The organism is Amycolatopsis sp. 3B14 (assembly GCF_050958625.1).
GTDB classification, from domain to species: domain Bacteria; phylum Actinomycetota; class Actinomycetes; order Mycobacteriales; family Pseudonocardiaceae; genus Amycolatopsis_E; species Amycolatopsis_E thermoflava.
This window is the reverse complement of record NZ_JBHZEN010000015.1, coordinates 1-13170: the sequence shown is the minus strand read 5'-3', so window position 1 is coordinate 13170 and position 13170 is coordinate 1. Positions and strand designations below refer to the sequence as shown.

General features: G+C 72.2%; 14 protein-coding genes. 11 read left to right on the top strand and 3 right to left on the bottom strand.

The window, feature by feature from the left end; translation table 11 throughout:
- Positions 1–71: 71 nt before the first annotated feature.
- The 7 genes from ftsY to ACCP09_RS08205 all read left to right on the top strand — a co-directional run bounded on the left by ftsY (position 72) and on the right by ACCP09_RS08205 (position 5709).
- The gene (gene ftsY / locus ACCP09_RS08235) at positions 72–1451 is read left to right on the top strand and encodes a signal recognition particle-docking protein FtsY (protein ID WP_027931840.1); all 1380 of its coding nucleotides are present in this window, start codon (positions 72–74) and stop codon (positions 1449–1451) included.
- A 118-nt stretch (positions 1452–1569) separates the two neighbouring features.
- Positions 1570–2088, top strand: a complete 519-nt coding sequence (locus tag ACCP09_RS08230) for a hypothetical protein (protein ID WP_378335804.1) — start codon at positions 1570–1572, stop codon at positions 2086–2088.
- The gene (locus tag ACCP09_RS08225; RefSeq protein ID WP_433744609.1) at positions 2088–3398 is read left to right on the top strand and encodes a putative T7SS-secreted protein; all 1311 of its coding nucleotides are present in this window, start codon (positions 2088–2090) and stop codon (positions 3396–3398) included. Before ACCP09_RS08230 ends, ACCP09_RS08225 begins: the two co-directional genes overlap by 1 nt.
- Positions 3399–3416: 18 nt before the next feature.
- The gene (locus tag ACCP09_RS08220) at positions 3417–3908 is read left to right on the top strand and encodes a hypothetical protein (protein ID WP_378335806.1); all 492 of its coding nucleotides are present in this window, start codon (positions 3417–3419) and stop codon (positions 3906–3908) included.
- Positions 3905–4504: a YbaB/EbfC family nucleoid-associated protein gene (locus ACCP09_RS08215; protein ID WP_400986123.1), complete on the top strand. Its 600-nt coding sequence runs from the start codon at positions 3905–3907 to the stop codon at positions 4502–4504. Before ACCP09_RS08220 ends, ACCP09_RS08215 begins: the two co-directional genes overlap by 4 nt.
- Complete coding sequence (locus ACCP09_RS08210; protein WP_378362986.1) at positions 4501–5283, top strand: hypothetical protein; 783 nt, start codon at positions 4501–4503, stop codon at positions 5281–5283. Before ACCP09_RS08215 ends, ACCP09_RS08210 begins: the two co-directional genes overlap by 4 nt.
- Before the next feature lie 102 nt (positions 5284–5385).
- Positions 5386–5709, top strand: coding sequence for a DUF4333 domain-containing protein (locus ACCP09_RS08205; RefSeq protein ID WP_027931835.1), 324 nt, complete (start codon positions 5386–5388; stop codon positions 5707–5709).
- Here the strand turns inward: ACCP09_RS08205 and ACCP09_RS08200 are convergent, their stop codons facing one another.
- Entirely contained in the window at positions 5710–6477 is a 768-nt protein-coding gene (locus ACCP09_RS08200) for an IclR family transcriptional regulator (RefSeq protein WP_017987544.1), read from the bottom strand.
- A gap of 90 nt (positions 6478–6567) precedes the next feature.
- Between ACCP09_RS08200 and aceB the strand changes: the two genes are divergently transcribed.
- Entirely contained in the window at positions 6568–8142 is a 1575-nt protein-coding gene (aceB, locus tag ACCP09_RS08195) for a malate synthase A (protein ID WP_027931833.1), read from the top strand.
- Positions 8143–8144: 2 nt separating this feature from the next.
- Positions 8145–9350, top strand: a complete 1206-nt coding sequence (locus ACCP09_RS08190) for a DUF6986 family protein (RefSeq protein ID WP_433744603.1) — start codon at positions 8145–8147, stop codon at positions 9348–9350.
- Here ACCP09_RS08190 and ACCP09_RS08185 read toward each other — a convergent pair.
- Entirely contained in the window at positions 9329–10147 is an 819-nt protein-coding gene (locus ACCP09_RS08185; RefSeq protein ID WP_433744600.1) for an alpha/beta fold hydrolase, read from the bottom strand. The genes ACCP09_RS08190 and ACCP09_RS08185 overlap by 22 nt on opposite strands.
- Before the next feature lie 26 nt (positions 10148–10173).
- Positions 10174–11625, bottom strand: coding sequence for a PucR family transcriptional regulator (locus ACCP09_RS08180; protein ID WP_400986130.1), 1452 nt, complete (start codon positions 11623–11625; stop codon positions 10174–10176).
- A gap of 100 nt (positions 11626–11725) precedes the next feature.
- On the opposite strand from ACCP09_RS08180, the gene ACCP09_RS08175 reads away from it, so the two are divergent.
- Together ACCP09_RS08175 and ACCP09_RS08170 are read left to right on the top strand one after the other, a co-directional pair.
- Positions 11726–12595, top strand: a complete 870-nt coding sequence (locus ACCP09_RS08175) for an FAD binding domain-containing protein (RefSeq protein WP_433744597.1) — start codon at positions 11726–11728, stop codon at positions 12593–12595.
- Positions 12586–13041: a (2Fe-2S)-binding protein gene (locus tag ACCP09_RS08170; RefSeq protein ID WP_433744594.1), complete on the top strand. Its 456-nt coding sequence runs from the start codon at positions 12586–12588 to the stop codon at positions 13039–13041. Before ACCP09_RS08175 ends, ACCP09_RS08170 begins: the two co-directional genes overlap by 10 nt.
- Positions 13042–13170 lie beyond the last annotated feature (129 nt).

Below are 13170 nucleotides of genomic sequence, written 5' to 3'. Positions count from 1 at the left end.
AAGGCATCCGGTGAGTTTTTGTCCGCGAGGGGTGTCCTGCCCGGTCAACCAGCAGATGCGAGGATGGCCACGTGGCGGAAAACCTCTGGTTCTGGATCATCCTGGTGGTCGTCGTCCTGCTGGCGATCCTCCTCATCACCGGTCTGGTCTTCGCCCGCAGGCGGCGGATCAGCCTGACCGAGGCGGAGCCGGAGCGGGAGACCAAGCCTCCGAGAGGCGGGAACTACCAGGCCGGCGGCGGCATCGCCCTGGCGCCTGGTGGTCAGAAGACGGAGACGGCCGAACCGCCCGAGCACCCCGCGGGTGAGCGCACCGAGGTGGACGGGCAGCCGGGTGTCGGCGACGACGCCTCCGTGCCCCGCGACTCGCCGCGCCGGGGCATCGTCGACGTTGGCCTCCCGGAGGCCGAGGCGCCCGCGCCGCCGGCGCAGGTCCCGGCCACCCCCGAGGTGCCTGCGACGCCCGAGGTGCCTGCCGCGCGTGAGCCGGAGAAGGTCGCGGTCGCGGTCGAGGAGCCGGAGCCGGTCTCCGGGCGGATCGAGCGGCTGCGCGGGCGGCTGTCGAAGTCCCGGTCGATGTTCGGGCAGAGCCTGCTCGGCCTGCTCGGGGCCGGTGACCTGGACGAGGACTCGTGGCAGGACGTCGAGGACACCCTGCTGATGGCGGACCTCGGCGCGGCCACGACGACGGAGATCGTGGAGACGCTGCGGACCGAGCTGACCGCGCGGGCGGTGCGGACGTCCGCGGAGGCGCGCACGGTGCTCAAGACCGTGCTGACCAACGCGCTGCACCCGGACTGGGACCGCTCGGTGCGGGCGCTCGCGCACACCGTGGACGGGACGAAGCAGCCGGCCGTCGTGCTCGTCGCGGGTGTCAACGGCACCGGCAAGACCACGACGACGGGCAAGCTCGCGCGGGTGCTGGTCGCGCAGGGCAGCGAGGTGCTGCTGGGCGCCGCGGACACCTTCCGCGCGGCGGCGGCCGAGCAGCTGCAGACCTGGTCGGAGCGGGTCGGGGCCGAGGTCGTGCGCGGCAAGGAGGGCGCCGACCCGGCGTCCGTGGCGTTCGACGCGGTCAAGCGGGGCGTGGACGCCGGGGTCGACGCGGTGCTGATCGACACGGCGGGCCGCCTGCACACGAAGACCGGCTTGATGGACGAGCTCGGCAAGGTCAAGCGGGTCGTCGAGAAGCAGGCCAAGGTCGACGAGGTGCTGCTGGTCCTCGACGCCACGACCGGCCAGAACGGGCTGATGCAGGCCCGCGTGTTCCGGGAGGTCGTGAACGTCACCGGGATCGTGCTGACCAAGCTCGACGGCACCGCCAAGGGCGGCATCGTGTTCCAGGTCCAGCGGGAACTCGGGGTGCCCGTGAAGCTCGTCGGACTGGGCGAAGGGCCGGACGACCTGGCGCCCTTCGAGCCGGCCGCCTTCGTGGACGCCCTGCTCGGATGAGCCGTCACCCGTCCGGGTGAGATGATCATAAACGCCGTACAAGGTCGGCTGGATTTCGCCAGTCTGTGAAGGCGCGCCGCGGGGAGCGGCGCGCCTTTTCCTTGACTGGGGGTGGGCGATGACCGGCTTCGGCGCGGTCCCGGACGAACTGCGGCAGACGGCGAGCACCATCGGGGACGTCGTGTCCGGCGTCGCAGGCGTGGCCTTCCGCGCACCGGCCGGCGACTACGGGCACGCCGGCGTGCAGGCGGGCTGGACCGATTTCCTCCGCGAGATGGAGGCGCAGCTGAAGAAGCTGCGCGCCAAGGCCGAGGAGCACGGCGAGAGCCTGCGTGTCGCGGCAGGCGTGTACCTGGAGTCGGACGACGACGCCGGCCGGTCCCTGGCCGGCATCGGCGAGCTGATCGGCGAGACCGGTGACCCGCTCGGCGGCGTGGTCGGCGGCGGCTTCGCCGGTGCTCGCGTGACGGGCAGCGCGTCCGCGAGCGTCGCCGGTCTCCAGGGCGCCGCCAGTGGTCCGGTCGAGCAGGCCGGGATCATGAGCCCGGAACGCGCGCGCGAACTGTTCCCGGACGGCGGCAGCATCTCCAGCCGGCTGAACCCCGCCGAGTTCGACGCCGACGAGCGGACCTACTGATGGCCGCCGGACTCGGTGAGACGACCAACCCCAGGGAGCTGATCCCGGGCGAGCCGGAGCTGATCGCAGGCGACCTGCGCGACCTGGTCGCCGGCATCCAGCAGATCGGCACCACCGGCGACGGGCTCGCCGGGATCGCCCCCGCGCAGTGGAGCGGTGCGGCCGCCGACGCCTTCCGGGAGGCGTTCGGCGCGGAGCCGCCCAAGTGGATCGAGACCGCGGCGCTCCTCGGCCAGGGCGGTCAGGCGCTCGCGGACTTCGGCGACGCGCTGACCTGGGCGCAGTCCGAAGCGCAGCGCGCCATCGAGATGTACACCGAGGCGCAGGCCGCCTCCCGCGCGGCAGCCGCCCAGTACGACGCCCAGGCCGCGCAGGCCCAGGCCGTCGGTCAGGCTCTCGCCCCGTTCCAGGACCCCGGCGAGGCCCTGGCGAGGGAAGCCCAGTCGGTGCTCGACTTCGCTCGCGCCCACGTGAGCCAGATCGGCGATTCCGTCGCGGCGGCCTTCGGATTCGAGCCCGACGGCGACGGCGGGTACCGCAAGGAGCTCGGCGAGAAGAGCCACGAACCCGGGAGGCGGAAGGGGTTCGAGTGGGGCTCCCAGTCCGACGGGATGCTCAGTGACCGGATCGACGAGACCCTCGAAGCGCTCGGCTTCGACCTCTCGGACGAGACCTTCAGCGCCTCCGCGAGCGGGGAGCTGCTGGGTGGGAGCCTGGACGGCTCCTTCGGCGCCGGCGCGCTGTCGGGATCGGGGAAGCTCGAAGGCTCGCTCTTCGGTGCCAGCGCCGGCGTGTCCGGAAGCGCCAACGCCCTCGGTCTGACCGCGGCGGCGAACGCCGAGGCGTGGCTGGCGAAGGGGTCGGCAGAGGGGCAGGTCAAGCTCGGGGAGCACGCCGGCGCTTCCGGGCACGCGGAAGCCTCCGTTGGAGCGCGCGCCGAGGCCGAGGGAAGCGCGAGCCTGACCGGTGTCCGGGGCAGCCTGGGAGGCTCTGCCGGCGTCCGAGCCGGTGTCGCGGCGAGCGCCGAGGGGGCTGGCCTCAGCGCGGGCGTTCACGGCGGGCTCTCGGCCGGGGTCGGTGCGCACGCGGACGGCCAGATCGGGATGGGTGACGACGGCAAGTTCCACCTGAGCGCGTCGCTCGGCCTGACCTTGGGCATCGGCGCGGACGTCGGGTTCGACATCGCGATCGACCCGCAGGAGGTCGTGGACACTGTGACGGACGTGGCCGACGACGTTGCCGACATCGCGACGGACGTCGGGCACGGGCTGGCCAACGCCGCGGACGCGGTCGCGGACTTCCTGTTCTAGGACGGAGACGGAGACATCGTGGTAGCCACCATTCCGGTGCCGATCCAGTTCTCGCTGCCCGAGGGCTGGCAGTCGGTGCGACCGGCCGAGGTCAAGGCCGACGAGGCCGCGTTCGTGGCCCTGCGCCCGCCCGCGGTCAAGGGGTTCACCCCGAACATCACGATCAGCGGCGAGCTGCACCCCCGCGACGTGTCGCTGACCGAACTCGCCGACGCGGCGCTGGACCGGCTGCGGCGCGGCGCGCCGGACGCCCAGCTCGGCAGGCGCAAGGAGGCCGGGTCCGCGGGCGGCCCCGGCCTGACGCAGGCTGTGCGCCTGTCCCTGCTGCTGAACGGCAAGCCCGAGCAGGTGGTGCAGCTCCAGGTGTTCCTCGGCATCCGCGACACCCGTGAGCCGAGCCGGTACGCCGTGCTGCAGATCGTGCTCAGCTCGCTCGCCGAGCAGTTCGACCAGGTCGTCGGCGACTTCCACGAATTCCTGTCGACCATCCGCCCGGAGGAGACGCGGTGAGCGAGTTCGCCCAGCAGTTGCTGCGCCGGATCGAGGCCATCGACACCGCGGCGGCCGACAACCGCCGCCGCGCCCAGGCCTACGAGCAGATGGCCGGGGAACTGAAGGACGTGACCGCCGAGGCGGTCTCGCCGGACGGCGCCGTCCGGGTCGTCGCGGGCGCGGGCGGCGAGGTCAAGGCGGTGACCTTCGGCGAACGCGTCCGCGACCTGCCGCCGGCCGCGCTGTCCGCGGCGGTGATGCACACCCTCGCGGTCGCGCGGGCCGCCGCGGCCAGGCAGCAGGCCGAGGTCGTGCGCCGGGGCCTCGGCGACACCGAGCTGCTGGACCGTGTGCTCGACGCGGACGAGAACACGTTCGGCGACCAGCGGCCGAAACACCCGGGTCCGGCTCCCGTGTTCGTCCCACCTCGCGAAGAGGAACCGCTGGAGAGCGCCGACCAGCTCTTCGAGGAGCGCCCGGCTGTTCCGCCGCCACCGCCTCCCGCCCCGACGCCGGTGCCGCCTCGTGCGCCCGCGGCGCACCGGCGGCCGCCCGCGCAGGACGACGAGCCGTTCGAGGAGACCGACCTGTTCGCGGACGGTTCGGGCCGGTGAGCGCGGGAGCGGTCGTCGCGATGGCGGTCGGCGGGTCGGTGCTCTTCATGGGGCTGATCACCTGGCTGATCGTGTGGTTCAACCGCAGGCAGGGTGCCGCCGCGGCGGTCACGCTCGCCAAGTTGCGCGAGGAGTTGCCGCGGCGGGGGTGGACGTACGTCGAGCGCGACGATTCGTTGGCCGAGGCCTACAACCGGCAGTACGAGCAGTTCTGGAGCCCGGAGCAGAGCCAGTTCTGGCGGCCGAACCAGCCGGTATGGCGGTCCGGCTTCCAGGCCAAGGCGCCGGGGCCGCTGGAGCAGCACTTCATCCGGCCGCCGCACGCGCGAAGCGCTCACGACATCATCACCGGCACCCACCGCGGCCGCCCGTTCGTCGCCGCGACGCTCGAAATCTTCTACATGCACCAGATCACCACCGAACTCTGCATCTGGGTGCGCACGCCCGCGCCGTGCCCGCCGGTGTACGTGCGGCAGACGGTGGGAATGGTCAGCAAGATCAACGCGGCCGTCGGGCAGGGCGACTTCCGCACCGGCCACCCGGCCTTCGACGACCGGTTCGACGTCAACGGGCCGGACGAGCGGTTCCTCGCCCACGTGATCACCCCGGCATTGGCGGAGTTCCTGCTCACCGATGAGCGCCGGTTCCGCGGGTTCACGCTGTTCGCCGACCGCGTCGACGCCCTCGACCGGATCCGCGACCACCGTGATCCCGCCGAACTGGTCGCGGCGCTCGACCTCCGCTGCGACATCCTCGACCGCATCCCCCTGATCGGGTGAGAAGATCGGGAACGCTGTACAAGCCAGGTCAGAGCAGTGCAGGATGTGAGGGCGCGTCGCTGGGGAGGCGGCGCGCTCTTTCACTTCCTGGGGGTTCTCGCAATGTTCCGCGCCGCGCTCGTCGTCTGCTCCGCCCTGCTGCTCGCCGGCTGCACGGTCACCGTCGGGACGACCCGTTCGCTCAGTCAGGAGACCGTCGAGCAGGGGATTTCCGACACGGTCCTCAGCATGGTCGGGCACCGGCCCGAGGCGGTCGATTGCCCGGATCCGCTGACCGCGCAGCCGGGTAAGACCGCTCGCTGCGTGCTCACCGTCGGGGGCAAGCGCTACGGGGTCACCGCGACTGTCACCGCAGTCGCGAACGGCGGCGCCGACTACCACATCCAGGTCGACGACCAGCCCCTCGAAAACCCCTGGTTCGGCTGATCAGGCGCTCTCCGCGAGGTGCGTCGACAACGTCGCCGCCGTCGCCTGGACCAGCGGGGCGATCCGCGAGACCGCCTCACGTGTCAGCCGCCCGGACGGGCCGGACACCGAGACCGCCGCGGGAGCCGGTGTTCCGGTGAGCGGGACCGCGATGCACCGCACTCCCAGTTCCTGCTCGCTCTCGTCGACGGCGTAGCCCTGCGCCGCCACCTGGGCGAGGTGCGCCAGCAGCTCGTCGGGGTCCGTGAAGGTGTGGTCGGTGTACGCGGGCATGCCCGTGCGGTCCAGCAACGCGCGGACGTCCTCGGCGGGCAGCTGCGACAGGATGGCCTTCCCGACGCCCGTCCCGTGGGGCAGCACCCGCCGCCCGACCTCGGTGAACATCCGCATCGAGTGCTTCGACGGCACCTGCGACACGTACACCACCTCGTCGCGCTCCAGCACCGCCAGGTTCGCCGTCTCGCCGGTCGCCTCCACCAGTTCCGCCAGCAGCGGACGCGCCCACGTGCCGAACTGCATGCTCGCGTTCTCGCCGAGCCGGATCAGCCGCGCCCCCAGCGCGTACTTCCGGTTCGTGTTCTGCCTCACGTAGCCGAGCTGCACGAGCGTGCGGATCAGGCGGTGGATCGTCGGCATCGGCAGGCCGGACGTGGCCGCCAGCTCGGACAGGCTGGCCTCGCCGCCGGTGTCCGCCAGCCGCTCGAGCAGCTCGAACGCGCGACGCAGCGACTGGACCCCGCCGTCTCGTCCTGCCTTCTCCTCGGCCACCGCGACTCCTCACATTGAGCTTCCGCTATGTAGAAACTATAGTCCGGGATGTAAAAAACCGAACCGCAAGTCTTCTTGGGAGTGTTCCGCATGGCTGACGTCCAGGTGCTCGGTGGCTCCGTCGAGCGAGGCGACGAGATCCTGACCCGGGAAGCGCTGGACTTCCTGGCCGGGCTGCACGAGAACTTCGCGGCTCGCCGTGACGAGCTGCTCGCCGCCCGCGCGAAGCGGCGCGAGGAGGCCAAGCGCACCGGGCGCCTGGACTTCCTCCCCGAGACCAAGGAGATCCGCGAGGGCGACTGGCGCGTGGCCGAGGCGCCGCCCGCCCTGCGCGACCGCCGCGTGGAGATCACCGGTCCGACCGACCGCAAGATGACGATCAACGCCCTCAACTCGGGCGCCAAGGTGTGGCTGGCCGACTTCGAGGACGCCAACACCCCGCACTGGCACAACGTCGTCGGCGGCCAGGTCAACCTGTACGACGCGATCCGCGGCACCATCGAGCTCGACTCCAACGGCAAGCACTACGAGCTGCGCAAGGACATCGAGCTGGCGACCATCGTGGTCCGCCCGCGCGGCTGGCACCTCGACGAGCACAACCTGACCTTCGGCGGCCGCAAGGGTGTCGGCGCGCTGGTCGACTTCGGGCTCTACTTCTTCCACAACGCGAAGGAGCTGCTCGAGCGCGGCAAGGGCCCGTACTTCTACCTGCCGAAGATGGAGAGCCACCTCGAGGCCCGGCTGTGGAACGACGTGTTCACCCACGCCGAGAAGACCCTGGGCATCGAGCACGGCACCGTCCGCGCCACCGTCCTGATCGAGACCATCCCGGCCGCGTTCGAGATGGAGGAGATCCTCTACGAGCTGCGCGAGCACGCCTCCGGCCTCAACGCCGGTCGCTGGGACTACCTGTTCAGCGTCATCAAGTACTTCCGCGACGCGGGCGAGAAGTTCGTGCTGCCGGACCGCAACAGCGTCACCATGACCGCGCCGTTCATGCGCGCCTACACCGAGCTGCTGGTGCGCACCTGCCACAAGCGCGGCGCGTTCGCGATCGGCGGGATGGCCGCGTTCATCCCGAGCAAGGACCCCGAGGTCAACGAGAACGCCTCGAAGAAGGTCCACGCCGACAAGGCCCGCGAGGCCAATGACGGCTTCGACGGCTCGTGGGTCGCGCACCCGGGCATGGTCGAGCTGTGCAAGGAGGAGTTCGACAAGGTCCTCGGCGACAAGCCGAACCAGCTCGACCGGCTGCGTGAGGACGTGTCGGTGACCGCCGACCAGCTGCTCGACGTCGCGAGCACCGAGGGCGGCGCCACCGAGGCCGGCCTGCGAGGCGCGGTCGACGTCGGCGTCCGCTACATCGCGTCGTGGCTGGGTGGCAACGGCGCGGCGGGCATTCACAACCTGATGGAGGACGCCGCGACCGCGGAGATCTCGCGCTCGCAGATCTGGCAGTGGGTGCAGAACGGCACCCAGCTCGACAACGGCCAGAAGGTCACCCGTGACCTGGTCAAGTCGGTGCTGGACGACGTGCGCAAGGAGCTCGACGGCCAGGTCCCGGCCGACCTGCTCGCCCCGGCGGTCGAGATCTTCGAGGAGGTCGCGCTCGCCGACGAGTTCGTCGACTTCCTGACCCTGCCCGCCTACGAGCGGATCAAGTAACCGTGGCCGGACGGCTCACCGGGGACGTGTACGCGGGCATCGACGCCCGGCTGTCCGAAGTGGACGAACGGGTCGAGGCGCGCTACCCCGGTGAGCCGTCCGGGCGGCAACCGGTGCACACGGTCTACGTGCCCGCGCACCGGTACTCCGCCGATCTGGTCGCGCGCTGGGGCGAGCAGGCGCGGGCCGCGTTCGACGCGTGCGGCGACGCGCTCGGGCTCGACCCGGCCGTGGCCGAGCGGGTGCGGCGCAAGCTGGTCACCGAACCGATCGAGGACCTGCGCATCGACTTCGAGGACGGCTACGGCCGCCCCGGCGACGACGCCGAGGACGAGGCCGCGGTCACGGCGGGCCGCGTGCTGGCGGCCAACCCGGTCACGCCGTTCTGCGGGATCCGGTTCAAGAGCTTCGAACGGGCGACCCGCCGTCGCGGCATCCGGACGCTCGACCTGTTCCTGTCCGGGCTGCTGGAGCACGGCGAGCTGCCGGTCGGGTTCGTGGTGACGTTGCCGAAGGTGACGGCGGTCGAGCAGGTCGGCGCCGCCGCCGAGGTGCTCGGCCACCTGGAGACGGCCTACGGTCTTCCGGACGGCGCGCTGCGGTTCGAGGTGCAGGTCGAAACCGCGCAGTCCATCGTGGACGGTGAAGGCCGCGTCGCGGTGGCCCGGATCGTGCAGGCCGCCGAGGGCCGGTGCAGTGGGCTGCACTACGGCACCTACGACTACAGCGCCGGGCTGGGCATCGCCGCGGAGCACCAGAGCATGGACCACCCGGCGGCGGACTTCGCGAAGGCGTTCATGCAGGTCAGCGCCGCGGGGACGGGTGTGCGCCTGTCTGACGGGTCGACGAACAAACTTCCGGTGGGCGACGCGCTGGTGCCGGCCTGGCGCGAGCATCTGCGGCTCGTGCGACGCTCCCTGGAGCGCGGCTTCTACCAGGGGTGGGACCTGCACCCGCATCAGTTGCCCACCCGCTTCGCCGCGACGTACGCCTTCTTCCGCGAGGGCCTGCCCGCGGCGGCGGCGAGGTTGCGGGACTACGCCGCACAAGTGGACAGCGGCGTGCTCGACGAGCCGGCCACGGCACGGGCGTTGTCCGGTTTCCTGTTGCGCGGCTTGGATTGCGGCGCCATCGACACCGCTGAGGCCGAGAACTTGACCGGCCTCACCCGCGCACGTTTGGAGAGCTACGCGACCTTCCGCGGCTGACCGAGGAATTCCAGCAGGGTGGCGGTGAGCGCGGCCGGCGCGTCCTCCTGCACCAGGTGCCCGGCGCCGGGGAACAGGCGCAGCCGCGCGCCCGGGATGCGGGACGCCAGTTCCTTGCCCTGCTCGACCGGGATCCACTCGTCGGCCTCGCCCCAGCCGACCAGCACCGGCAGGTCCAGCGAGCCCAGCAGCGGCTCGATCTCGTCGGTGAACCGCTGGTCCGCCTGCGCGATCTGCCGGTAGTACGCGGCCTGCCCCGCGGCGCCGAGCCACGGCGCGACCAACTCGTCCAGCACGCCGTCGCGCAGACCGGCAGCGGACGCGGTCGCCGTCTGGGTGCGCACGATCGCTTCGTGCAGGTGCGACGGCAGCTGCTCGAAGACCCGCGGGTTGTCCCGCACCAGGTGGAAGAACGGCGTCCCCCACGGCGCGATCGCCACGACGTCGACCAGGGCGAGCCGGTCGTACCGTGCGCCATGGAGCAGGTGTGCCCGCAGCGAGACGACGCCGCCGAAGTCGTGCGCCACGACCGACGGGGACTCCAGCCCCCAGTGCTCCAGCAGCGACGCGAAGATCTCCGCCTGCGTCCCCAGCGACACGTCCTGGCCGTCCCGCTTCTCGGACCGCCCGTAACCCAGCATGTCCCAGACGAACACCTGGTGCCGCTCGCTCAGCGCGGACGCGATGTCCCGCCACACGGACGACGAGAACGGTGTGCCGTGCAGCAACACGACCGGCGGGCCGGAACCCGAAGAAGCCCAGCGCACGGTCCCGCCCGGTGTCTCGAATTCCTCCATGCACCGGACGTTACCAGTTAAGCGGCTTAGACGGTAACCAGAAGCGCGAGATACACGTCCACCTGGGTGACGAAGTCGTTGAGGTCCACGCCGAGCAGCTCCGACGCCCGCGCGATGCGGTACCGCAGCGTGTTGACGTGGACGTGCAGCGCCCGCGCCGCCGCGGTCGGCGAGCTGGAGCACTCCAGGTACACCCGCACGGTGTGCACCAGATCCGTGCCCTGCGCGGCGTCGTAGGCGAGCAACGGCCCGAGCACGCGCTCCCGCACCGACCGGCGCAGCTCGTCCGGCGCGCCGGCAGCCAGCAACTGGTGCACGGCGATGTCCTCGCCCGCCACCAGCTCGATCCGCCCGCCGCGGCGGGCCGCCAGTTCGACCGCGTGCCGCGCCTCCTGCGTCGCCCCGTGCAGGCCGTCCACCGACGCCGGGCCGCCGGAACCCAGGTGGAACCGCGACAACGACATCAGCCGGTCCAGCCGCGTCAGCGCCTCGGCCGCCGCGCGCATCCAGTTGCCCGGTCCGGCGACCAGCGCGTAGGCGTCCTCGCCGACGACGCCGACCAGCGGCCGCGCCTCGGCGAGCAGTTCGGCCAGCACCTCCGCCGCCAGTGCCGGGTTCTCGTCCGGCGCCCGCGCGAGCAGCACGCGGATCTCCGTGTCCGCGGGCAGTCCGGACGCGGCGAAGGCGTCCCCGACCGGCCCGCCGTCGGCCAGGGCTTGGAGCAACGGCTCGGCCGCCCGGCCCGACATGCGCCGCACCTGGTCGGCCCGCGCCCGCGCCAGCCGCACCAGCTCGGCCAGCTCCGCGGCCAGCTCACCTGGCTCCGGCTGCGCGACCGCCAGCAGCCACGGCACCGCGAAGCTCCCGCCGACCGGTATCAGCGCGTACCCGTCGTGGACCGTGACCTCCCGGCCGGGCACGAAATGCGCGACGAGATCCTCGGGCGGCACGGCCGTGCCCGCGACGACCCGCCCCGTCCCGGACAGCACCCAGCACGGCGCGCCCAGCTCGATCGCACCCTGCCGCAGCAACGCGGGCAGCGAGATGTCCTCGGTCGCCGCGGCCAGCAAGCGTTTGCGGGCGCCGCTCGGCTCCCGGCCCCGCGCCGCGGCCAGCTCCAGCACCACGCGCTCGGTGATCACCGCGAACGACAGGTCGGCGGGCACCTCCAGCAGCGGGATGCGGTGCTGCGCGCACGCCTGCACGACGTCCGGCGGGATCCCGCCGGTGTCCGCGCCGGACGCGGCCAGCGCGGCGACCCCGGCGCGGGCCAGCGCGGCGACGAACGGCCCGGCGTCGCCCGGCTCGCGCCACCACAGCAGCCCGCTGAGGACGACCTCGCCCGCCGAGACGTACCGGCTCGGGTCGGGCAGCTCGGTGACGTAGATCCGGCTGACCGCGCGGCCGAGCTGCCCGGCGCCGGTGCGCAACCGCAGGCGCAGTTCCGGGATCTCCAGCAGAGTTTTCACGGTCGTCATCAGGATTGTAGGAAAGCACAAACGCGGGCTCGTACGCTGCTGTCGGTTCGTACTGAGCCGCCGTTGCCGGTGCCCGTGCCCCGGGCGTCTACTTCTTGCCATGGAATTCCTGCGACCGGCGAACCTGGCCGAGGCGCTCGCCGCGAAGGCCGAGCACCCGGACGCCGTGCCACTGGCGGGCGGCACGGATGTCATGGTCGAGCTGAACTTCGACCACCGCCGTCCGGACGCGCTGCTCGACCTGACCCGCGTCGCGGAACTCGCCGGGTGGACCGTCGAGGACGGCGTGGTCCGGCTCGGCGCGGGCGTTTCCTATACGCGGCTCATCACTGAGCTGGGTGAACAGCTGCCCGCGCTGGCGATGGCTTCGCGCACGGTCGGCTCGCCGCAGATCCGCAACCGCGGCACGGTCGGCGGCAACCTCGGCGCCGCCTCGCCCGCGGGGGACACGCACCCGGTGCTGCTGGCGACGGGCGCGCGGGTCGAGGTCGCCTCCACGCGAGGCACCCGGATGATCGATGCGGACGACTTCTACGTCGGTGTCAAGAAGCACAGCCTCGCGCCGGACGAGCTGATCGTGGCCGTGCACCTGCCGGTCGCGACCGCGCCCCAGCAGTTCGCGAAGGTCGGCACACGCAACGCCATGGTCATCGCGGTGTGCTCGTTCGCCGTCGCGCTCGATCCGGCGCACCGGCGCGCGGGCGCGGCGATCGGCTCCGCGGCGCCCACCCCCCGCCGAGCCGCCGAAGCCGAGGAGTTCCTGGCCGCCGAGCTGCCGTGGGACGCGCCCGCGCCGCTGCGCGACTCGGTCAAGCGGCGCTTCGGCGAGCTGGTCGCGTCGGCGGCCGCGCCGATCGACGACGTGCGCGGCACCGCGGAGTACCGCAAGCACGCGCTGGCGGTGCTCGCCCGCCGGACACTCGGCTGGGCCTGGCAGGACTACCTGGGAAGTGAGCGGACATGCGCGTGAACGTGACGGTCAACGGTGAAGCCCGGCAGGCCGACGACGTGTGGGAGGGCGAGAGCCTGCTCTACCTGCTGCGCGAGCGGCTCGGCCTGCCGGGCTCGAAGAACGCCTGTGAGCAGGGCGAATGCGGTTCCTGCACGGTCTACCTGGACGGCACGCCGGTCTGCGCGTGCCTGGTCGCCGCTGGGCAGGCCGAGGGACGTGAGGTGCGCACCGTCGAAGGACTGGCCGACGGCGACCGGCTCGATCCGGTGCAGCAGTCCTTTGTGGACGCGGGCGCCGTGCAGTGCGGCTTCTGCACGCCCGGCCTGGTGGTCGCCGCGCACGACCTGCTGAACCGGGTGTCGAACCCGAGCGACGAGGAGATCCGCGAGGCGCTCGCCGGGAACCTCTGCCGCTGCACGGGCTACGAGAAGATCCTCGACGCGGTGCGGGCGGCGGCGAAATGACCCTGATCCTGGAGAACGCCGCCATCGCGACGGTCGACGCCGACGGCGCCGAGCACCGCAGCGGGCACGTCGTCATCGACGGCGACACCATCACTGCCGTCGGCCCCGGCCCGGCGGCCGTGCCGGGGG

What these genes read in the sequence shown, in the direction of transcription:
- ACCP09_RS08180 (WP_400986130.1), bottom strand. Translation starts at nt 11,625, where the DNA reads ATGACGACCGTGAAAACTCTGCTGGAGATCCCGGAACTGCGCCTGCGG.
- ACCP09_RS08225 (WP_433744609.1), top strand. Translation starts at nt 2,088, where the DNA reads ATGGCCGCCGGACTCGGTGAGACGACCAACCCCAGGGAGCTGATCCCG.
- ACCP09_RS08170 (WP_433744594.1), top strand. Translation starts at nt 12,586, where the DNA reads ATGCGCGTGAACGTGACGGTCAACGGTGAAGCCCGGCAGGCCGACGAC.
- ACCP09_RS08205 (WP_027931835.1), top strand. Translation starts at nt 5,386, where the DNA reads ATGTTCCGCGCCGCGCTCGTCGTCTGCTCCGCCCTGCTGCTCGCCGGC.
- ACCP09_RS08230 (WP_378335804.1), top strand. Translation starts at nt 1,570, where the DNA reads ATGACCGGCTTCGGCGCGGTCCCGGACGAACTGCGGCAGACGGCGAGC.
- aceB (WP_027931833.1), top strand. Translation starts at nt 6,568, where the DNA reads ATGGCTGACGTCCAGGTGCTCGGTGGCTCCGTCGAGCGAGGCGACGAG.
- ACCP09_RS08185 (WP_433744600.1), bottom strand. Translation starts at nt 10,147, where the DNA reads ATGGAGGAATTCGAGACACCGGGCGGGACCGTGCGCTGGGCTTCTTCG.
- ACCP09_RS08175 (WP_433744597.1), top strand. Translation starts at nt 11,726, where the DNA reads ATGGAATTCCTGCGACCGGCGAACCTGGCCGAGGCGCTCGCCGCGAAG.